Annotated in this window: 21 protein-coding genes; 4 read left to right on the forward strand and 17 right to left on the reverse strand. The window is 40.2% G+C overall.

What is annotated here, in order from left to right; translation table 11 throughout:
* Window positions 1-369: 369 nt before the first annotated feature.
* The 10 genes from htpG to H8Z77_RS04730 form a co-directional block, all read right to left on the reverse strand.
* Window positions 370-2,253, reverse strand: coding sequence for a molecular chaperone HtpG (gene htpG / locus H8Z77_RS04685; RefSeq protein WP_186996329.1), 1,884 nt, complete (start codon window positions 2,251-2,253; stop codon window positions 370-372).
* A gap of 523 nt (window positions 2,254-2,776) precedes the next feature.
* Window positions 2,777-7,147 carry a PolC-type DNA polymerase III gene (locus H8Z77_RS04690; RefSeq protein ID WP_186996330.1) on the reverse strand — a complete coding sequence of 1,457 codons (4,371 nt, stop codon included), beginning with the start codon at window positions 7,145-7,147 and terminating at the stop codon, window positions 2,777-2,779.
* Window positions 7,148-7,177: 30 nt separating this feature from the next.
* On the reverse strand, window positions 7,178-8,242 hold the full coding sequence (ispG, locus tag H8Z77_RS04695; protein WP_366472169.1) for a flavodoxin-dependent (E)-4-hydroxy-3-methylbut-2-enyl-diphosphate synthase: 1,065 nt from the start codon (window positions 8,240-8,242) through the stop codon (window positions 7,178-7,180).
* A 2-nt stretch (window positions 8,243-8,244) separates the two neighbouring features.
* Window positions 8,245-9,264, reverse strand: a complete 1,020-nt coding sequence (locus H8Z77_RS04700; protein ID WP_186996332.1) for a M50 family metallopeptidase — start codon at window positions 9,262-9,264, stop codon at window positions 8,245-8,247.
* A gap of 24 nt (window positions 9,265-9,288) precedes the next feature.
* Complete coding sequence (locus H8Z77_RS04705) at window positions 9,289-10,434, reverse strand: 1-deoxy-D-xylulose-5-phosphate reductoisomerase (RefSeq protein WP_186996333.1); 1,146 nt, start codon at window positions 10,432-10,434, stop codon at window positions 9,289-9,291.
* Between the two features lie 15 nt (window positions 10,435-10,449).
* Entirely contained in the window at window positions 10,450-11,271 is an 822-nt protein-coding gene (locus H8Z77_RS04710) for a phosphatidate cytidylyltransferase (RefSeq protein WP_186996334.1), read from the reverse strand.
* A 30-nt stretch (window positions 11,272-11,301) separates the two neighbouring features.
* Window positions 11,302-12,009, reverse strand: a complete 708-nt coding sequence (uppS, locus tag H8Z77_RS04715; RefSeq protein WP_186996335.1) for an undecaprenyl pyrophosphate synthase — start codon at window positions 12,007-12,009, stop codon at window positions 11,302-11,304.
* A 68-nt stretch (window positions 12,010-12,077) separates the two neighbouring features.
* A complete protein-coding gene (frr, locus tag H8Z77_RS04720; protein WP_186996336.1) occupies window positions 12,078-12,632 on the reverse strand; it encodes a ribosome recycling factor in 555 nt (184 codons plus the stop codon).
* Window positions 12,633-12,651: 19 nt separating this feature from the next.
* Entirely contained in the window at window positions 12,652-13,356 is a 705-nt protein-coding gene (gene pyrH, locus H8Z77_RS04725; protein WP_069989029.1) for a UMP kinase, read from the reverse strand.
* Window positions 13,357-13,776: 420 nt separating this feature from the next.
* Window positions 13,777-14,013: a helix-turn-helix domain-containing protein gene (locus H8Z77_RS04730; protein ID WP_186996337.1), complete on the reverse strand. Its 237-nt coding sequence runs from the start codon at window positions 14,011-14,013 to the stop codon at window positions 13,777-13,779.
* A gap of 76 nt (window positions 14,014-14,089) precedes the next feature.
* Between H8Z77_RS04730 and H8Z77_RS04735 the strand changes: the two genes are divergently transcribed.
* Both H8Z77_RS04735 and H8Z77_RS04740 read left to right on the forward strand, forming a co-directional pair.
* On the forward strand, window positions 14,090-14,425 hold the full coding sequence (locus tag H8Z77_RS04735) for a hypothetical protein (protein ID WP_069989032.1): 336 nt from the start codon (window positions 14,090-14,092) through the stop codon (window positions 14,423-14,425).
* Window positions 14,426-14,534: 109 nt separating this feature from the next.
* Window positions 14,535-14,756, forward strand: a complete 222-nt coding sequence (locus H8Z77_RS04740; protein WP_069989033.1) for a helix-turn-helix domain-containing protein — start codon at window positions 14,535-14,537, stop codon at window positions 14,754-14,756.
* A 47-nt stretch (window positions 14,757-14,803) separates the two neighbouring features.
* On the opposite strand, the gene H8Z77_RS04745 is transcribed toward H8Z77_RS04740, so the two are convergent.
* A complete protein-coding gene (locus H8Z77_RS04745) occupies window positions 14,804-15,712 on the reverse strand; it encodes a biotin--[acetyl-CoA-carboxylase] ligase (protein ID WP_069989034.1) in 909 nt (302 codons plus the stop codon).
* Window positions 15,713-15,831: 119 nt separating this feature from the next.
* On the opposite strand from H8Z77_RS04745, the gene H8Z77_RS04750 reads away from it, so the two are divergent.
* Complete coding sequence (locus H8Z77_RS04750) at window positions 15,832-16,089, forward strand: hypothetical protein (protein WP_186996338.1); 258 nt, start codon at window positions 15,832-15,834, stop codon at window positions 16,087-16,089.
* A gap of 148 nt (window positions 16,090-16,237) precedes the next feature.
* On the opposite strand, the gene H8Z77_RS04755 is transcribed toward H8Z77_RS04750, so the two are convergent.
* Together H8Z77_RS04755 and H8Z77_RS04760 are read right to left on the reverse strand one after the other, a co-directional pair.
* Complete coding sequence (locus H8Z77_RS04755) at window positions 16,238-16,753, reverse strand: DUF2798 domain-containing protein (protein ID WP_069989036.1); 516 nt, start codon at window positions 16,751-16,753, stop codon at window positions 16,238-16,240.
* A gap of 449 nt (window positions 16,754-17,202) precedes the next feature.
* Window positions 17,203-17,946 carry an N-acetylmuramoyl-L-alanine amidase gene (locus H8Z77_RS04760; RefSeq protein WP_069989037.1) on the reverse strand — a complete coding sequence of 248 codons (744 nt, stop codon included), beginning with the start codon at window positions 17,944-17,946 and terminating at the stop codon, window positions 17,203-17,205.
* A gap of 89 nt (window positions 17,947-18,035) precedes the next feature.
* Here H8Z77_RS04760 and H8Z77_RS04765 point away from each other — a divergent pair, with 89 nt between their 5' ends.
* A complete protein-coding gene (locus H8Z77_RS04765; RefSeq protein ID WP_186996339.1) occupies window positions 18,036-18,968 on the forward strand; it encodes a Ppx/GppA phosphatase family protein in 933 nt (310 codons plus the stop codon).
* Window positions 18,969-19,238: 270 nt separating this feature from the next.
* Here H8Z77_RS04765 and H8Z77_RS04770 read toward each other — a convergent pair whose 3' ends face one another.
* The 4 genes from H8Z77_RS04770 to pduL form a co-directional block, all read right to left on the reverse strand.
* Window positions 19,239-19,784 carry a BMC domain-containing protein gene (locus H8Z77_RS04770; RefSeq protein ID WP_069989040.1) on the reverse strand — a complete coding sequence of 182 codons (546 nt, stop codon included), beginning with the start codon at window positions 19,782-19,784 and terminating at the stop codon, window positions 19,239-19,241.
* An 11-nt stretch (window positions 19,785-19,795) separates the two neighbouring features.
* Entirely contained in the window at window positions 19,796-21,130 is a 1,335-nt protein-coding gene (locus H8Z77_RS04775; RefSeq protein WP_186996340.1) for a 4Fe-4S dicluster domain-containing protein, read from the reverse strand.
* Window positions 21,131-21,148: 18 nt separating this feature from the next.
* On the reverse strand, window positions 21,149-21,403 hold the full coding sequence (locus H8Z77_RS04780) for a EutN/CcmL family microcompartment protein (RefSeq protein ID WP_069989042.1): 255 nt from the start codon (window positions 21,401-21,403) through the stop codon (window positions 21,149-21,151).
* Window positions 21,404-21,503: 100 nt separating this feature from the next.
* A complete protein-coding gene (pduL, locus tag H8Z77_RS04785) occupies window positions 21,504-22,157 on the reverse strand; it encodes a phosphate propanoyltransferase (protein WP_083256465.1) in 654 nt (217 codons plus the stop codon).
* Window positions 22,158-22,241: the final 84 nt, after the last annotated feature.

A 22,241-nucleotide genomic window follows, 5' to 3' on the forward strand; every position in this document is an offset into this window, starting at 1 on the left:
CTTTTACAATTATATATAGAATATATGAAATAACACAATAGTTCAAGTGTTATTTCTCACCTGTCTTGTTCTTTCTTCGTATCAGTCATTAAATAAGGCTTTATAATTGTTGTATTATCATTGTAAACAGTTCTTTTCATATTTCACTTTAGACAAAAAATATACATAGATAATTGAGTTTTTTAATTTTTTGCTATGAAATCGAGGATTTCAAATCTATTATTCCATGTGAAAATCCTGAAAAACAGAACATAAAAAAACAGCCTGGCAATGTATGAATTACCAGGCTGTCATCTATATGAATCACACTTTTCTGTTGCTTTTAACGATACTGTAAGTTCTAGGCACAGCTAGAAATAAAATACGGGATTATTCTTCTACCATTAAATCACAAATCAGGTTGGAGAATTCCACTGGATCATCGACCGGAAGTCCTTCCATCAAGCTGGCCTGGGTATATAATAATTTTGCGTAAGAAGCCAGTTTTTCCTTATTATCCTGTAAAGCACAAAGTTTTTGGAAAATTGGATGATTTGCGTTGATTTCCAATACTCTCTGGGCGGAAACTTTCTGGTTATTTGGAACAGAATTCAATACTTTTTCCATTTCCAAGGAAATCTCCCCACTAGTAGTCAGGCATACTGGATGGGTTTTTAACCGTTGGGACAAACGTACTTCACTTACTTTATCCCCCAGTGATTCCTTCATTGCAGCAAACAGGTCTTTATGTTCTTCCTGCTGCTGTTTTACCTGTTCTTTTTCCTCATCAGTTTCCAGGTCCAGCTCTCCACTGGATACTGATTTAAACTGCTTGCCTTCGTATTCTCCCAGTGTCTTCATCGCAAACTCATCTACATCATCTGTCAGGTAGAGGATTTCAAACCCTTTATCTTTTACCATTTCGGTCTGTGGTAGATGTTCCATCTGTTCCAACTTATCACCGCAAACATAATAGATTTCTTTCTGTTCCGGTTTCATGCGGGAAACATATTCCTGCAATGTAGTGTATTTATTTTCAAAGGAAGAATGGAACAGGATCAAATCTTTCAATTCGTCTTTATGGGCACCATAATCGGAATATACCCCAAATTTTAATTGAATACCAAAATTCTTGAAGAAGTTCTCATATTTTTCCCGCTCGTTTTTCAGCATTTTGGTAAGTTCGTTTTTAATTTTCTTTTCCAAGCTTTTAGCAATCAATTTTAACTGGCGATCGTGCTGAAGCATTTCCCTGGAGATATTCAGAGATAAATCCTCAGAATCCACTAGTCCTTTTACAAATCCAAAATAATCTGGTAGTAAATCTCCGCATTTATCCATGATTAAAACACCGCTGGAATACAGCTGCAAGCCCTTTTCATACCCTTTGGTGTAAAAATCATATGGAATTCTAGATGGAATAAACAGCAATGCATTGTAGGTGGCAGAACCTTCAGTTTTGCTGTGGATTACCTTCATAGGATCGGTAAAATCAAAGAATTTTTCTTTATAAAAGTTATTGTAGTCCTCATCTGTTACTTCATTTTTTGCCTTTTTCCAGATTGGCTGCATGCTGTTAAGGGTTTCCTCCTCAATGTAGGATTCATATTCGTCCTCGGAGCCCTCTTTTTTCCTTTCCTTCTCTACATCCATGGTGATTGGGTACCGAATATAGTCGGAATATTTCTTTACTAAACCACGGATACGATATTCGTCCAGGAATTCATCATAGTGATTTTCTTCCGTATCATCTTTAATGGTCAGGATAATTGTTGTACCAAAACCATCTCGTTGGGTTTCCTCAATGGTATAACCGTCCGCACCATCGGATTTCCAGCGGTAAGCCTGATCAGAACCATATGCTTTACTGATGACAGCAACATGTTTGCTCACCATAAAGGCGGAGTAAAACCCTACCCCAAACTGACCAATAATATCTACATCATCACCGGTTTCATTTTCTTTTTTAAACGCAAAAGAACCTGACTGGGCAATGGTCCCCAAGTTATTTTCCAAGTCATCTTTGGTCATACCAATTCCATTATCGATAATTGTTAAAGTACGGGCATCTTTATCCGCAGCCAGATGGATTTTATAATCGCTTTGGGTTAATCCAATAGAATCATCGGTTAAGGATTTAAAATGAAGCTTATCAATTGCATCACTGGCATTAGAAATTAATTCCCTTAAAAAAATCTCTTTATGTGTATAAATAGAGTTAATCATTAAATCAAGCAAACGTTTGGATTCTGCTTTAAATTGTTTCTTTTCCATGCTGATTTTACACCTCTTAAAAATTAAGTCAAAGTTTTAGCACTCATATACCTTGAGTGCTAAAATAAAGTATAATACTTTTTTGATTTAAAATCAAGCCCTTTGTTTTATTTTTACAATTATAGAACAAAATTCACGATTTATTGATTTTTAAAATCTTTCATCATGTCTTTGTAAAATATAAGTATGCAACAAATTGAGAAAATCAAAAAAATTATGTCTTTATCCTGCCTATAAAACAGTCAAGTCCACCGAGTTCAAACAGTAATAGTCCCTTATAATAGGTAATGAATTATATTATTGCATCACATGACTGATACCTATAAACACGGTCACTTTAACTTGGATATCTTTTTTCATACAGCCTTTCCCATTTTGGATTCGTATAAAGCTAGCCATTATTGTTCTTGCACTACTCTTTTTCTTCCTCCGGTAAAACCAGGAGATTTTTTCTAATCTAAAAACATAATCAAAAATATCGGGATGAGTTGATCATCCCGATATTTTAACCAATTTTCTTTTCTTATAAATTAAATAGAGTCATTTGACTGGTTTTTGGCATATTGCCAAAAACATTCGCTGTTTCCAGAATTTCAATCACTGATTTGGAAACTCCGGCACGATTACTCACCTCATCTACCGAGATGTATTCTCCTTCCTGCCCAGCTTGGTAAAGGTTGTTCGCAGCTGCTTCACCTAAGCCTTTCAACGCACAGAATGGGAGACGGATCTTCCCATCTTCAAGTAGGTATTTGATCGCATGGGAACGATACAAATCCACGGGAAGGAATTCATATCCTCTGCAAAGCATCTCATTGATTATCAGCAGAGTATCATAGGTATCATTTTCTTTTACAGAACGGTCGTTCCCCTTTGCACGAAGCTGTTCCAACTTTCTGGAAACAGCTTCCTGTCCTTGCATCGTGGTCTCCACATCAAAATCACCATTACGCACTGTAAAATAGGCTGCATAATACTCCAACGGTTTATATATTTTATACCATCCCAACTTAATTGCAGAGATAACATAAGCTGCAGCATGAGCTCGTGGGAACATGTATTTGATTTTCAAACAGCTGTCAATATACCATTCTGGTACTCCACAATCCCTCATTGCCTTTTTGTGTTCGTCTGTCAATAGTTTGGGAGCTTTCCCTTTACGTGTAATCTCCATGATTTTAAACGCCATATCCGGTTCCAGTCCTTTGTGGATCAGATAGGTCATAATACTATCACGAGTACCAATTACTTCAGAAATCGTACAAATCCCCTGTTTGATCAAGTCCTGAGCATTGCCCAGCCATACGTCAGTACCATGGGATAAGCCAGAAATCTGTAACAAATCGGAAAAACATTTTGGCTGTGCATCAATCAACATCTGTACAACAAACGAGGTACCCATTTCTGGTAAGGAGAGTGTTCCGGTTTTGCAGAAAATCTGTTCTGGTGTTACTCCAAGGGCTTTTGGGGAAGTAAACAGACTGATTACCTGCTCATCACTAGTGGTCACCTCATTGATTTTAATCCCAGTCAAATCCTCCAGATGCTTATACATGGTGGGGACAATGTGTCCCAATTCATCCAATTTCAGAATAGTATCATGCAAAGAGTGGAAGTCGAAATGGGTAGTGATATTATCGCTGTCCGATTTATCAGCTGGATGCTGTACAGGGGTAAAGTCGTACACATCATAGCCATCTGGGACAACTACCATTCCCCCTGGGTGCTGTCCCGTGGTGCGCTTGATTCCACGGCAGCCAATCGAGAGGCGGAGTTCTTCTGCTTTATTTACCGTCATTTCCCGTTCTTCTAGATATTTTAACGCATAGCCGTAAGCGGTCTTTTCCGCCACAGTGGAAATCGTACCCGCTTTAAATACGTGGTCTTTCCCGAATAATTCCTCGGTATAGCGGTGGGCACTGGACTGATACTCGTTGCTGAAATTCAAATCAATATCCGGCGCTTTATCCCCGTGGAATCCAAGGAAGGTTTCAAATGGGATATCGTGGCCTTCCCGATTCAAATTCGCCCCACAATTAGGGCATTTCTTTTCCGGTAGGTCGTAACCGGAACCAACCGAACCATCGGTGATAAACTCACTGTATTTACAATTAGGACAAACATAGTGGGGAACCAATGGGTTTACCTCAGAGATTCCTGCCATAGTAGCTACAAATGAGGAGCCAACTGAACCACGGGAACCAACTAGGTATCCACATTGGTTGGATTTATAAACCAGCTTTTGTGCAATCATATACAGTACGGCAAACCCGTTTTCAATAATAGAAGTCAATTCCCTATCCAAACGCTTGCTGACCAGTTCCGGCAGAGGATCGCCATAAATACTTTTAGCACGTTCCCAAGTAATCCGTTGCAAATCCTCCTCCGCTCCCTCAATTTCTGGCGTATAGGTTCCGTTGGGAAATGGACGGATATCCTTATCCACCATATCCGCAATCAGGTTCGGATTTTTCACCACAACTTCATAAGCTTTTTCTTCTCCTAGGTATTGGAATTCCTGGAGCATTTCATCGGTGGTATGAAGATATAAAGGAGGCTGCTGATCTGCATCCTTGTATTTCATGGACGCCATAACAATGGCGCGGTAAATAGAATCCCCTGGATTCTGAAAATGCACATCACAAGTTGCCACAACTGGCTTGTTTAGAGCTTCCCCTAATTTAACAATGGTGCGGTTATGCTCCATCAATTTTTCCCGGTTTGGGACAATGCCGGAACGAATCATAAATTCATTGTTTCCCAAAGGCTGGATTTCCAGATAATCGTAAAAAGAGGCTATCCGCTTCAATTCATTCCAGTTTTTTCCTTCCTTAATAGCACAATAGAGCTCACCAGATTCACAGGCACTTCCAATCAACAGCCCTTCCCGGTATTTACTCAACATACTTTTCAGAATACGGGGCTTTTTAAAGAAATAATCCAAATGAGAAAATGAAATTAAACGGTAAAGGTTTTTCAACCCCAAGGTGTTTCTCACCAAAATAATCTGATGGTAGGGGCGTTGTTTTTTAAAATCCTGTGCACCGCCCAATGAATGGTTGATCTGGGAAATTGTATTTATCTGCTTATCAGATTGGAGCCGTTTTACCATCTCAATATAAATCAACCCCAACACACGGGCATCGTCACAGGCACGGTGATGGTTGAAATCCCCTAATTTTAGATGGTTTACCAGGGTATCCAGCTTATAATTTTTAATATTCGGAAACAATGTGCGGGCAATTGGGACTGTATCAATATAGGTAAACTCACATGGCATGCCACAGCGTTCCGCAGCGGCGGCCAAAAATCCCATATCAAATTTTGCGTTGTGGGCAATCAGCACACGGCCGTTGACAAACGCGAAAAATTTCTCCAACGATTCCCGTTCCCCCGGAGCATCTGCCACCATTTCATCGGTAATGCCAGTAAGTTCAGTAATATTCGGTGGAATTGGTTTCCCTGGGTTGACAAACTCGTCATATTCCTCCAGTATTTCCCCATTTTTCACGACAACCGCCCCGATTTCCGTCAATCGTTCATCCTGAGCATTTAAACCGGTGGTTTCAGTATCAAACACCACAAATTCTCCATCGAAAGGCTGATTTTGCCCTCCGTATACAGCGGCAATACAATCGTCCACAAAATAACCTTCCACCCCGTAGATTACCTTAAAATCCGGATTCTCTTTGCGAATGGAATCCACGGTACTCATCGCTTCTGGAAAGGACTGCACCACACCGTGATCAGTGATAGCAACCGCTTTATGTCCCCAACGATGAGCTGTTTTGATTAGCCCAGAAGCCGGCGTAATAGCGTCCATTGCAGACATATTAGTATGCATATGTAATTCTACCCGTTTTTCTTCTGCGGTGTCCATTCTTGGTGCTTTTTGTACCAGCATCATGTTTTTTGGCTTTAAGACCAGTTCCCGATCGTATTTATCGTAGTCAATATCCCCCTGGATAAAGACAGTGGCACCTTTTTTCAGGTCACTGTACTTGCTGAGTTTGTCGGTGTCGCAGAAAAGCTTAAAGGTAATGGAATTGGTGTAATCGGTAATCGAATAGCTGAGGATTTGTTTTTTCCCCTCGTTGTACTCTCTGCTTTGAGAGTCAAACAGGTCACCCCAAACAGCAATCCCTTCCCGTGGTTCGTGTATTTCATTCAGTGAAGTTGGTGGAATATTGATCTTTTTTCCTAAAATTAATTTAGAGCCTTCCCGTAAAAACGGCAAATCACGAAGGTTCAACACTACCTCCTGCGGTTTTTCTTGTTTTTGGGGAACAGGAGGAGCCACAGGGGAAGAAGGTTGGTCCTCCCATGGTGGAGCATCTTGTGGTAACGGAATTTCTTCCCGGATTGGTGGAACTGGTTCTGGAATCTGCTTGCGAAGCTCCTTTTGTTCCTCTTTGGAAATGGATTTTATTCCATCAAAACTGATGGTCAGAGAAAAAGAAAAGAGTTCAAAAATCAGTTCGGCCAACCTTCTATCCGCTTGTAACTGCATAAGAATGTCGTATCCACCCCGTTTGAGGAATACTGTCAGGTGATTTCCTTCGTAATTGGTATCACATTCATCCAAAAATCCGTTGATCATGGAGGAGGTTTCCTTCATTTTTAAAACAATTTCCGGAAAATAAGAAATGGTAAACATATCCGGCGTATATTTAGGATGGATCTCCACCCGTTTCAGCTGCAATGCCTGTGCCAATTCCTGTTCGCACTGATGGAGGGTTTGATATGGCACAAGGCTTGTACATTTCAGGTGAATTTTTAGTACGGTTCTCCGTTCCGCAGAAATAACCTGTAAAATCTCCCCACAATCCAATTGGGAGAGTACTGGTTCCAAATGACTAAAAGAAGCAAAAAGATGCTTCAAACTATGTTGCATAATCGATGATATTCCTTCCGTTCTGTCCTGTTAATATGCTTCTATTTCCTCTAATAAAGCTGCCAAAACTTCCTGTTCCGGCACCTTTTTAATGATCTCGCCTTTTTTAAAGATCACAGCGCATCCGTCTCCACCTGCAATCCCCAAATCTGCGTCCCTGGCTTCCCCTGGGCCGTTAACCGCACATCCCATCACCGCAACCTTTATTGGTTTGTGAATATTCTGTACTGCCTGTTCCACCTGGTTTGCCAGCTCAATCAGATTAATTTTGGTACGCCCACAGGTTGGACAGGATACGAGGGTTATCTCATTTTTCTGTAATCCAATGGCTTTGAGGATATCTCGTGCAGCAGCAACTTCATGGACAGGATCGCTAGTCAGGGAAACCCGGATCGTATCCCCTATTCCTTTTACCAGTAGGCTGCCAATCCCAATGGAGGATTTGATCAGCCCCATGCGTTCCGTCCCCGCTTCCGTCACCCCTAAATGAAGAGGATAATCACACTGTTCCGCCAATAGCTCATACGCCAGAATCATAGTTTCTACATCCGAAGATTTAATTGAGATGACAATATCATCAAAATCAAATTTATGGAGCAATGATACATGGTACATGGCGCTTTCCACCAAAGCCTCCGGCGTAGGACGACTGTATTTTGCCAGGATGTGTTTTTCCACCGAACCGGAATTCACCCCAATGCGGATGGGGATGCCGGCGGCTTTACAGGCATCCGCCACCTGTTTCACCCGGTCATCCGAACCAATATTGCCTGGATTAATCCGGATTTTATCAATCCCAGCCTGCACCGCTTCTAGCGCCAGGCGATAATCAAAGTGGATATCCGCCACCAATGGGACGGATACTTTCTGCTTGATGGCGTCGATTAAACGGATCGCCTGTTTGTTCGGAATGGCGGCACGGATAATCTCACAGCCAGCCTGTTCCAGCGCCACCGCCTGTTCCACGCTGCCCGAAATATCTTCCGCTGGCTTATTCAGCATGGATTGGATATAAATTTTTTCCCCGCCAAATACCAGATTTTTTAATGCCACCTGTTTTACCTTCCGTCTGACCATTTCAGGGCTCCTTTCTATTTTCAATGAATAAACAACTGTATAATGTCTTTACCGGTTATCACAACCATGAGTAACAACAGCAATGCCATACCGGCTGCGTTGATGTAGCCTTCAATTTCCCGTTTTACCGGTTTGCGGAAAATCAGTTCAATCAATAAAAATACAAACCTTCCACCATCCAATGCTGGGAATGGCAACAAGTTAAAAATGCCAACGTTAATCGTAATTAATGCAAACAAGGAAAGGACGGATAAAATCCCCATGCTCTGTGCCTGACCTACCGCCTGACCAACTCCAACAGGGCCGGAAACACTACTCAAGCTCACCTGACCTGTCACCAGATCTGCCAAAGAAGTCCACACTAGTTTGGCATAAAATGCTGTGTTGCCAAATGTGCTGGAAAAGAAATTTCCCACATTCAGGTTTTCCACCTGCAACATAAATCCAAGAGAGCGAACCTGCTGACCATCTGATTCTGTGTTAAAAGTAGCATCTTTTAATTCCATCTTTTTGCCGTCCCGTTTTACGGTGACATTTAACGGTTCATCCGCGGCAACCCTCTGGATTTGGAACCGGAAATCCGCAGCGGAAACCACTCCATGGCCGTTAACTGAAAGCAGCTTATCCCCTTGCTGGAAAACACTTTGGTCGCTGGTAACCTCCCCAACTTCCGCCAATGGAACCTGAGGCTGGCAAGCCGTGATAATCCCCATCAGCACAAGACCCAAAATAAAATTCATCATTGCCCCCGCTAAAACAACGGCAATCCTTTTTAATACATGGGCATTGTTAAATGAACGTTTATCCTCGGAATTTTCGTCCTCTCCTTCCATCTGCACATAACCGCCAATGGGAAAAATGCGGATGGCATAAAGGGTTTCTTTCCCCTGCTTTTTCCATATTGCAGGACCCATACCCATGGAAAATTCATTGACTTTAATCCCACTTGCCTTCGCAACTAGAAAATGTCCCAGTTCATGTATCAAAATAATGAGGCAAAAAATGAGAATGGTAATCAAAATGGTGACAACAGTAGACATGAACAAAGAACCTCCCTTATGGTATTAAAGATGAAAATATTGCGTAACAAATTCCCGCGCGGCTTGATCCGCCTGTAAAATATGTTCCAGGGTTACTTCTTGATACGGCAGAGAAAGTTCCAAAGCTTGTTTTACGACTTCCCCAATTTGCAGGAAGGAGATTTTCTCCTGTAAAAACAATTCCACCGCTTTTTCATTGGCGCCATTGACCAGAGTAGGATACAAACCACCCCTACTAATGGCCTCTTTACAGGCTGTTAGGCAATCGAATGTTTCATAATCCGGACGATAAAACGACAATGTCCCATAATCAAACAAAGATAGCCGTTTGACATCACAATCCACACGTTCCGGATAAGTAAAGGCGTATTGGATGGGGATTTTCATATCCGGTGTACCCAGTTGGGCAATCACAGAACCATCCACATATTCCACAGCGGAATGGACAACACTTTCCCGCTGCACCACTATTTCTATATTTTCCGGCTTTTGCTGGAATAACCAAACCGCCTCGATCAGCTCCAACCCTTTGTTCATTAAGGTAGCGCTATCAATCGTGATTTTTTTGCCCATGCTCCAGTTTGGATGGTTCAAAGCATCCTGTAACCCCACATGAAGCAGTTCCTGTTTTGTCTTTCCAAAAAACGGGCCACCGGAAGCAGTTAACAGAATTTTGCTGACCTGTTCTATTTTGTTTCCTTGCAATGACTGAAAAATGGCAGAGTGTTCACTGTCCACCGGATACAGGTTTACCCTGTATTCCTTGACCGCTTTCATTACCAACTCACCGCCGGTTACCAAGGTCTCTTTATTTGCCAAAGCAATATCTTTGTGGGCATAGATCGCTTCCAAAGTTGGACGCAATCCAATCATCCCCACAACCGAGTTCAGCACCATTTCCGCTTCTGGAACTGTAGCAGCCTGGCACAGACCTTCCATGCCGGTGACAATTTGCACTTCCATGCCGTCCAATTCTTTCTGCAAAGGAACCAGGTATTCTTCTTCATATATACACACAAGGCTTGGATGGTATTCCCTGACTTGATTTGCCAACTGGTGATAATTGGATTTTGCCGCTAGCGCAACCACCTGGAATCCCTGTTTTTTTACCACATCCAAAGCCTGGATTCCAATCGAACCAGTAGAACCCAGGATACTAATTCGTTTCATTTTTACGTCCTTTCCTTACAAAATCGGGAAAAATCCAGCAAACACATAGATGACTGGGGCAACAAAAAAGATGCTGTCAAACCGATCCACTACCCCGCCATGCCCTGGAATTAAATTCCCAAAATCTTTTATTTTATACTGCCGTTTCACAATCGAAGCGGTTAAGTCCCCTAAAATTCCCACAAAAGAGCAGATAAATGCCAAAATCAACAATGGGATATAATTTTTTGCCGGGAATTCCAAATGGCATACCGCGGTATAAATTAAAGTAAACACTACCGCCAAAACCAGATTGGTGACAATCCCACCAATGGCACCTTCCACCGTTTTGTTGGGGCTAATTTGAGGAGCCATTTTGTGTTTTCCAAAAGCACGCCCCACAAAATAAGCGCCGCCATCACAAATCCATGCCAACACAAAAATCAGCATAATGTAGTACAGGCTGTTAGGGGAAAAATCATCCCGGATATAAACCAGATTGGACAATGTAAAAGAAATTCCAAACGTCCCTAATACACAGATTGCCAAACCGGAAACGTGAAGCTGATTGTGGGTTTTGAGCAAAATGGTAAATATAATCAATAAAAATATTAAAATCGCTATCGTTCTCACATCTGGAAATCCATCCATTTTCATAAACGGGGCAGCGGCAGCAAAGACCATACACACAGCGGAAAACAGTTTCTGGGATAGATTACCGGTTGTCTTTAAAATCTCATAGGTTCCAATAACAGCAATCAAGGCAATCCCGATATTTAACACAACCGTCTGGTAAAAACACAAAATAACAACCAGTACCGATAGCCCAACAACAGCGCTTAAAATCCTCTGTTTCATAATAGTTCAATTCTCTCCTTTAGTTTACTTTTAAATGCCTCCAAAGCGGCGGTTTCTTCTGGAATATTCCTCAATGGCACGGTCCAAATCTTTCACTTTAAAGTCTGGCCATAAAATATCATCCATAAACACATATTCCGCATAAGCTGACTGCCAAATTAAAAAATTGGATAACCGGTATTCCCCACTGGGACGAATAATTAAATCTACATCCGGCATGCCAGCAGTATACATGTGGCCAGAAAGAGTCTGTTCGGTAATCTCTTCGATAGCGAGCTTCCCTTCTTCAACTTCCTGAGCAATCTGTTTCGCGGCATGGGTAATCTCCGCACGACCGCCATAGTTCAACGCAATACTGAACACCAGCCCAGTAGCATTTTTACTGGCTTCCTCTGATTTTGCCATTTTATCTTGGATATCCTGATCAAATCCAGACCAATCCCCTATAAAACGAATGCGGATATTTTCCTTAACATATTTATCAATTTCCTTTAGGTAATAACGCAGCAGATTAATAATGGAACTAACTTCTTCTTGTGGGCGCGCCCAGTTTTCGGTAGAAAAAGCGAATACTGTCAGGTTTTTTACTCCCAATTCGTTGCATCTGCGGGCAATAGATTTGATGAGCTTGGCGCCAGCAGTGTGTCCAGCGGAACGAGGCAAGCCTCTTTTTTTTGCCCAGCGTCCATTTCCGTCCATAATAATGCCAATATGCTTTGGAATTGTTAACTGTTCCATTCCAAATACCTCCTAAACTGACAATGGGGAGCTCATTGTTGATAAGCTCCCCCTTTTTTCGTTTCTTACTAGATTTCCATAATTTCTTTTTCTTTTGCAGCCGCAATCTCATCGATAACTTTACAGAATTTATCAACAGAAACCTGTAATTTCTTTTCGCCATCTTTGATTTCGTCCTCACTGACGCCGCCTTCTTTTTTCAATGCCTTTAACTTATCCATATAATCCCGACGAATGTTACGGACAGCCACTTTTGCTTCCTCACGGAGTTTGTGAACATCCTTTACAATCTCTTTACGGCGTTCCTCTGTCAGTTGAGGGAAAGCAATGCGGATTACTTTACCGTCATTGGTTGGGTTGATCCCTAAATCAGAAGTTTGGATTGCTTTTTCAATCGCTTTTAAGCTGCTAGCATCCCAAGGACTGATTACCAGAATACGGGCTTCCGCTACCGAAACAGCCGCCATCTGGTTGATTTGGGTTGGCACACCATAGTAGTCTACCATAATTTTATCCAATACAGCAGGGTTCGCACGGCCAGCACGGATGGTGGTATATTCATGCTCCAAACGGTCGGCGGTTTTTTGCATTTTTTCCTCTGCTTTTTTCAAAAGTTCTTTCATCTGTCTTTCCTCCTGTAAACTATTTTACAATGGTTCCAATCGGCTCGCCCAAACCAGCCTTAACAATGTTTTCTGGCTGAGCCAAGTTAAATACCAGAATTGGAATATTATTGTCTTTGCACATAGCAGCCGCAGTGCTATCCATTACATTTAAACCTTTTGCGATTACTTCATCAAAGGTGAGATTATCATATTTTACAGCGTCGTCATATTTATTTGGGTCTTTGTCGTAAACACCGTCTACCATGGTTGCTTTAAAAATGATGTCCGCTTCAATCTCAGCTGCACGCAACGCTGCCGCTGTATCCGTAGAGAAGAATGGGTTTCCAGTACCACAGCCAAAAATGACAATACGCCCTTTTTCCATATGGCGCATCGCCCGGTTGCGAATGTATGGCTCCGCTACTTCCTGCATGGTAATCGCGGTTTGTACCCGTACAATCGCGCCCTGTTCTTCCAGAGCATCCGCCACGCCAAGAGCGTTCATGGTGGTTCCCAACATACCAATATGGTCAGCGCGGGTACGGTCCATTGCCCCGCTGGAACGGCCCCTCCAGAAATTGCCCCCGCCTACTACGATGGCAACCTGTGTGCCCAAATCACTTAATTTTTTTATTTGTTCGCAAATTGGATTAATTACATCATAATTCAGGCCGAATTTTTTATCGCCAGCTAAAGCTTCACCGCTTAATTTTAACAATACTCGCTTATATTTGGGTTCCATGTGTTAAACCTCCATCTTCTCAATATTGCGTTTTAGCAGATTAATCTAACCTATATTTTACATGAAATACAGGCAAATGTAAAGTGCATTTCAATAACTTATCACAAAAATAGTGTGAATTTATGCAAAGCATTAACAAATACAACAAATTTTTTATTTCTTTTGGTAATTGAACTACCAATCCTTTTTTATGGAAAAAATTTTTCCTATAAAAATAGTAAGTAAAATGAAAAAACTCAAAAAGGCAGATAGACAAAAACAGGCTATTTTTCATACAAACAGCCTGTTTTCTATCTGATTCCCTCAATAATTAGTAACTGATTATTCGTTACTATAAAAATGATAAATGACAAGAAGATATTTTCTGCTATACAAAAGATAGGTCCTATACAAAACATACAACCAGAAACTAATGTATTGTTATTCATCATCTAAGTCAAAAAATACTTTATCATCAAAAAAATCTTTGAGTTCTATTTGTAGCCCTAAGCATATGCGCAAAATCGTTAATAATGTGGGATTTTTGCTTGTGCCATCTATAATACTGTTCACTGTTGATTGGGAGATTCCGGACAGCATAGCAAGGCCATTGATTGTAATATGATTTTGTTCACATAGTTGCAAAATCCTCAATCTTACAGCTTCTGATAAATTCATAACACCGCCTCCTTATAAACATAGTATAACAGCATTGCATCCCAATATTAACGATAAATCGTTAAGGAGGATTTATATGACGAAAGCTTTATTTGAAAATTTATTGGATCAATTAGAACAAGATTTACAGCTAGAAAAAAGTCATGATTTTATTGGCGAATTATGTGAAGAAAGAGCCGAAATTATGCATATGGCCATTGTAAAAAACCAAGAGTACAAACAACACATGAACATTATAAAACAACTAAGAATGGAAATCCGAGATACTTTTCAGGATTATAGGCTGGTTTTTGAATACATTGAAAAATACGATAAAATAAAACGTGAAAACCAATATTTATATGAAAAACAGATGTATAAACATGGTGTTTATGACGGTATAATGCTCCTATTGGAGGGGATGAAAAAGTAGATGATACCAGTTTTTTAGAATTGGAAAAAGACTTATAAACAACAGGCTTGTTTGAAAAACAGCCTAAATAATATCCTTTTATTTTATTAGAAAAGGAACTGTGATTAAAATGAATTTGAACGAAGCTGTTCAGCAACGCATATTAAATCTTTGCAAAGAAAAAAGTATTCCTCTTAATCAACTTACCTATTTATCCAATTTATCTCCAGCCGACCTGGAAGGATTAATCAACAAATCAAAAGATATTGATATCATAACGACAAATAAACTCTGTGTTGCGTTTCAAATTTCATTAAAAGAATTTTTTGATGACGATCTATTTCGTAAGTAATGAAAAAACAGGCTATATAGAACAGCCTGTTTTTTCATTTTATTCATTCATAAACAGATGGTTTTTCCAGTGTTCTGCTCCACTGCCTGTAAGGTGTAATCTTCCGCAATGCCTGCATACTCCCAATCCCCTTCCGGCATGGATTGGAAACTATAATGGTGCCAATACTGCTGAAAAACAGACCCAAATTGTCCCTGGCAAAACTGGTGATAGATAATGTCAAGATGGTTCAAAACCGCCGCTGCAAGCTGTTTCCGGTCCTGTTCCCGTTGGGTCACCAGCAACAAAGAGGTCATCCCATCCGGCAGTTCATCCTCATCCGCGTTGACCTGGATACCAATCCCCGCTATGGTATAATCTAGTTGCTCTATACTGCCGAAACTTTCCAGTAAAATCCCACATAGTTTTTTTCCGTGACAGTAAAGGGAGTACGGCCATTGGCACTGGATTTTTTCCTGGGTTACCTGTTCCAGCGCTAAGCAAACCGCGGTTTGTACACAAATGGTGAGTTTCGGCAGCTGCATGACGCCGATTTCCGGGCGCAGCACAACTGAAAGATAAATCCCTTTTCCCGGAGCGGCTTCCCATTGGCTGTGTTTCTTACCTCGGCCTTTCGTTTGATATTCGGAAATCACTACATGCCCTTCTGGCTGATTTTGTTCCGCCAGCTGTTTGGCGAAATCATTGGTGGAAGAAGTGTTGGTTAAATGATGGATAGAATAAGATAAAAATTTGGAGTGTAGTAAATCAGTCAATTCGGATTCAAACAAGATATCTGGTGTACCAACCAAGCGGTATCCCTTTCTGGTTTTGGATTCAATTACATAGCCCAGGGCTTCCAGTTGTTTAATCGACTTCCAAACCGCTGCCCTTGTCACCCCAAACCTCTGACTCAATTCCTCACCCGAATGGTATTCATTCGATTGTTTTAACAGCTCCAATATCTTTTCTTTCACCAGATACACCTCCATTTAAAATTAGTTCCATTTTATCATAAATGTCCCCTATCTTCAACTTGCCGAATGAGCTGTTTTGGATTATAATAATAGATAATGTATTGTTTGGGGAGGAACTTATGAAATACAAACACTTTGATATGCCAAATTTAGATTATTTCCAGTTTAAAAATATATATAGTGGAAGTATCCATCAGGAATTCCAATATAAAATCTTTCCTATGGAAAACACCCTAAAAGCCGCTGTATGGATTGGACCGTTCTGTTACGAAAAAAGCGAGTTATTGGCGGAACAGGAGTTTCCTCTGGACCAGGATGGTTTTGTTGCTTGCCTGGATTGGATTGACCAGCAGTATGAAAACCAATCCCACCAATAAAACAACTTTTTATTTTGACTTTTTGGGCGGGGAATTTCAGATAATCCCCGCTCTTTTCTTATTTTACGCCAAATTAAAGAAATTTTAATCCAAATAACAAACTGCCAGTAAAAAATCTACTGGCAGTTTGTCTTGACCATAACAAGCATTATTCCGCAAATCCATTTTGTATCATTTCCCGTTCTATCGATTTTTCTTCCTTATGATTGGTACGACTAAAAATACAGCGGAAAATCCATCTGCAAAGTGGACCTACCACAAAGATCTGCAATGGAAAGGCAATAATAAAGTTGAGTACCATGGCTTGAATCCATATCACTAAAATATTGACTGTTAACCCGCTGGACTCAATTGTTCCCAACAGGCTCATCAGTGGAACCATAGTACAAACAGTAAATGTTTGGATGCACAAAATTTTGAAAATAGGTCTATCCTGCGGCAACGCTATCCGCAAAGCAAGGTATTTTGCTGTCCTACTGGCGATAAAAAAGGCACATAAAAACCCGATCAGCCATTCCAACGGAAATGATATCGCCGCATGAACAAAAGTACCATACTGCAATCCGCCTGTATGAAGCGCTACATTGTATACTCCCATAAGAAAAATCATACAGCCAGAGGTTAATAAAGTAAAAATAAACTCTTGAAATTTTGTTTTTGGCATAAAAACCCTCCTTAAAAAGTAAAAAAATGCCGCCCAACCGTCCGACAATGGTTAGGCGACATTTAATGTCTTAATTATTATAACAGTTTCTTTTTTATTATACCATAGGAATAACAAACAAAAATAGTTTGATTGTTTTATACAACTAAAATAAAATTATTTTCTTTCGTATGGTCATCCTTTTTCCTCAAATAATAAATTTGAGGTGATTTAACATGGGGTATCAAAATCTGAATGAACTAATCCAAAATAGCAAAACTTCCTGCGATTACTTTTATTATTTACCAGTGAAAACACAAATTCGATTTTACTAATCACAAGATTCTAGCCACACATTGTCTAACTTACACGCTACTGTAGATCAAGTAGAACGCTATTCAAATCCGGTTAAGTGGCTTGTTTAAAAGAATACAAGCCTTAAAATAGGTTATACTGAAACTACCAGCTTGTTATACCAACTGAATATACTGTTTGCTGGCGTAACCAACTTGACCATTGTATTCTACCACATACCAATCCTGCCAACTGCCATATATTTTTACTCGGGAGCCATTTGGTATTGTAGTTTTTATATCAGCAATTACAGACGGCTTATTTCTCAAATATAAACCGCCGCTCGTGACATTAACAACCCCATTTTTAGTACCTTGTGGTTCAATAAATGGAATTCCAAAATATTCAGTCAAAGACAGAACTACATTTCGGGCAATTGTTCCAATATTATTGGTAATCCACGCAGCGTCTTCCGGATTATCATGGTAAGCAAATTCGATTAATACCGCTGGAAATCTAGTTTTTGTTACTTCCCCTAAATAAGTGGTAGTACGTGTTTGTACCTTATCTGGCAAAGGATAAATCGCCTTTAAATTATCAGCAAAAATATCGGCAGCCCGTTTTCCATTGATACTTCCCGGGTAATAATAAACGTCTGTACCACGGTACTTTCCCGCATCGCTCTCCGGTGCCGCATTGGAATGCAACGATAAATAAAAATCAAAATTTCCATCTTGGTTTGCCTGACGGATGGAAGATGCGGCAGTCATTTGCGGAGTATTCCGTACAAATTCTATTCCACTGGCATAAAGATAAGGCTCCATAGCATCTGCGATTAAATTCATGTAATATTCTTCTGTTCCGCCACTCACATAAGTATTGTATTCCTGGGTGGACGGACTTAAATAGATTCTAGGCATACAAAACCTCCTATCAAACTAGTTTACTCTATTCTATGTAAAAAACCAGCTATAATGTTACATAATCATCATTAAAAAGGAGAATTTTTATGATTTGCAGCATCATTGATATTGGTTCCAATACCATTCGGCTTTCTGTTTACCAACTACAGGAAGGAACCATTATTCCTTTATTGCATAAAAAAACTATGGCTGGGCTGGCTAGCTATATTCAGGATGGATGTATGTCTGAAGAAGGGATCCACACTGCTATCCGTGTATTAAATCAATACCGATCCCTACTAGAACACCTTTCTATTCAACAAGTATCTGTATTCGCGACTGCCTCTTTACGAGAAATCTCCAACACCATCCAAGCAGTAAAGATGATCCAAAAAGAAACGGGTTTTCTAATTGATGTCATTTCTGGTAAACGAGAAGCTATTCTGGACTTTTTAGGTGCTACCCATATTTTAGATATGAAAGAAGGTATCCTGGTAGATATTGGAGGTGGCAGCACAGAATTGGTTTCTTACCAAAATGCATCTATCCTGCAAGCCTCCAGTATGGAGGTGGGTTCCTTGGGATTATTTACTCAATTTGTCGGTAAACTTTTTCCCACCAAAAAGGAACAGAAAAAAATCCGGGATTATGTCAAAAAACAACTAGATAAACAAAAAGATTTTCGGGATAGTCAATTTCCAGCTTTATGTGGTGTAGGCGGAACTATCCGTGCAACTTTAAAACTAAACAACTCATTTTTTCAACAACCAGATGAAAACAAATCAATTCCAGCAAAAAATGTAAAAAAATTACTCAAACAACTTAGCCAAATGGAACCTGAAGTACTACGAAAAGTTTTGAAAGTAATTCCAGACCGGATCCATACAATCATTCCTGGAATGATTGTTCTACAAACAATGATAAAGCATTTTGGCTGTGAGGAAATCCAGGTCAGCCCTTATGGTGTGAGGGAAGGTTACCTTTACCAGAAAATTCTCAAAGAAGGCAGAATGGATTCATCCAATACAAAATCGGTTTAACGTTGAAATACCAATCATTAATTTCGTATTTTATTGTTTTCCTTTATTCTGAAATAGTAAAACAACAAGTTTATCCAGTATTTTACAAACATAAAAGTAACTACAACCCTACTCGCAGATAGTTATATACTAAGAAAAAACTGTGTATTGAAATAAATACACAGTTTTTTCTAGTATCTTATACTTGTAAAAATTTTTTACAATCGATAAAACAAAAAGACCATCCAAAAATTTTGGTTGGTCTTTTTTATCAAGTATTCATCATCTACATTAGATGTACTGCCACAGGTCTTCGTGAGGAGCAGCCAGCAAGGATGTACCTGCCAGCAAGCCTTGGTTTTTCGCATATTCAGCACCTGTTTCAACAGCAGCGGTAACATCAGCAATATCGCCTGTTACAACAACATAACCTTTACCGCCCATACCACGGGAGATGCTCATTTCCATAATTTCAACAGCTGCCGCTTTTACAGCGCTATCAGCTGCTTTGATTGCGCTGGTACCAGAGAATGTTTCAATAACACCAATTGCACCTTTCGCACAATCTGCAACGCCACCAAACAGCGCTTTGATAACAGTAGGCTCAATTCTACCCATTACAGTAGAATCCAATACATATTCGCCATAGTTATCAGTTGCACGGTCAATCGCGATTTGTACGTTAGAGAGCTGACCAGTGATAATAATTTCGTATTTACCAGGACATGCTGTATGAGCTGAAATCAACTGGATTTCAGCGGATTTCAAAATCTCATCACAAGCCAGAATACCTTTTGCAATACTTTTTAATTCGATAACTCCAACTGTTTGTAACATCGTCTCTCACCTCACACTCTTTTAATTACTACAACACCGTTATCAACGCTTTCTACAACGCCGTTAACAGAGCTGTGGATGTTTGCGGAAATTCCGTCAGCAGCCTTACCAACAATATCGCCAACTTTTACACTGTCACCAGGTTTTACATTTGGTGCAGCAGGAGCGCCGACATGTTGTCTCAGCGCGAGACTGATGTGAGTTGGATCTATTTTTACTTCTGCTTTGAATTCTGGGATAACAGTATCATATTTATCCACACCAATTCTCTGCATAAATCTTGTACTTGGCAACATTCTGTTGTCACGTTCACTCATTACCTGTAAAGGTTTATCATCTGGATGAACGTATCTCATACGATTTCTTCCCAATTCGCCTTTTACAGCAGTGTAAACTTTACGTGGGCTAATACCCTGACAGCAAGCAGATAGTTCACAAACACCACAACCACTACAAGTAGTAGCAACCAAATAATCCTGTGGATTGCTAGTTACGCGGTTGGTTACAGAGCGAACAATTTTATGTGGCTCCAGAGGGTAACCAATTAAGGCCCTTGGACATAGTTCGGTACACATAGTACAAGAACAACAGTTAGAGGAAGCGTGCGTCATAGTAACACGCATATCACCTAACATACTTGCAGTACAAGGAATGTTGTCAGGCAAAATCAATAAAGATTTTGTGGTTTTAGTGATAACCGCAGTTTTATAATCGATTGGTTTCCCCATTGCTGGACCACCATCTACAACGATATCACCTTCTGGAACTTTAATACCCAGTTTATCAAAAATTTCAATGACAGGGGTACCGATTGGAACACCAATCATCATTTTATTGGTCAAATCACCGTTAATTGTTACCCATTTTTCTGTTACTGGCTGATTATCCATAGCATTTGCAACATTATACAGGGTTTCTACGTTATTTACAACGCATCCTACATCACCAGGAAGTTTACCAGGAGGAACAATCCTGCCAGTTACTTCATAAATCATGATGATTTCATCGCCCATTGGATATACATCCGGCAGGCAATGAACAGAAATACCATCTGTTAATTTTTGACCATCTGTCCAAGAAAGACGTGCAGCGGTGTGCTGTTTAACAGCCATAAAACCTTCTGGAATACCACAGGTATCCATGATAGCTTTTGCACCTTTCAGCACTTTATTCAAGGAGTTTTTTAATAAATAATAGTCAGTATAAATTAATGGTTCACATTCAGCGGCGTTGATGATAAATTTATCAATACCATCACGCAGTTTAAATGCAGTTGGGAATCCGGCTCCACCGGCTCCAACAACCCCAGCGGATGCTATTAAACTTTTCAGTTCATCAATTTTCAAAACAAGTTTCCCTCCGCATTATTCATCAATAATTCCTACAACAACAGCATCAACAGCTGTTTCTTTGTCGCGCAGCGCTAAACGGGCACTGCTACCTGTTGTAATCAATACACGGTCACCGATACCTGCACCTACGCCGCAATCAATTGCGATCATAAATTCATCTATATCTTTATTCTCGTGTAATAGTTTGACTTCAAGAATTTTGGAACCGACCAGGCTTTCGTGTTTCCTGGTGGATACAATATTCCCTACTACTTGTCCCATTAACATGGTAACTCTCCATTCTATCTTAAATTTGCATAAGCGAACCTGATAGGAAATACGGAAGAATGGCTTATGTACGCCTTACCAGCCAAAAGCAGGAACAAAACTATCTTTTTACAACAGTTACAATATCACCATTTTTTAAGCCAGCTGCATTAGCGTCATCAGTATCTACATGCATTTCCAAGCAGAACGCTTTATTTACACGAACCTGTACATCATAGAATTTGGTTCTTCTTTCGCCCTGTACTTCAACGTCAACATAATCGCCATCGTTCAAGCCATAAGCAGCACCATCTTCCAAACTCATATGGATATGACGGTTTGCGATAATACAGCCTTTGTCCAGGTTAATAACTCCTTTTGGCCCAACAACCATAATCGGAGCAGAACCTTCCAAAGAACCGGATTCACGTACTGGAGGTTTTACCTTTAACACGAAACTATCTGTGCGAGAAATTTCAACTTGAGTTTCTTTTCTAATTGGCCCTAAAACCCTTACATTGGTAATTGGTTTTAAAGAAGGCCCAACAATTGTGACAAGCTCTTTACAAGCATATTGACCAGGCTGAGAAAGATCCTTTAATGGAGTTAATTCATAGCCTTCACCGAAAAGGGTATCCAAGTCTTTACGGGACAGATGAATGTGTCTGTTAGAGATACCAACAGGAACAGGTTTTGGTTCGCCTGCGCCTTTTGCGCTACCTTCAGCCAAAATTTGAGCTACAACACTCGCAATTAATTCTGGATTAACATTCATAAGGCGCCATCCTCTATTCTGAAATTAAATTTTGTTTTGCTACCTGCCAAACAAGGCAGGCAACAAAACAGATTGATTGCTTAA

Source organism: Clostridium facile, assembly GCF_014297275.1.
In the GTDB taxonomy this organism is placed as follows: Bacteria; Bacillota; Clostridia; order Oscillospirales; family Ruminococcaceae; genus Massilioclostridium; species Massilioclostridium facile.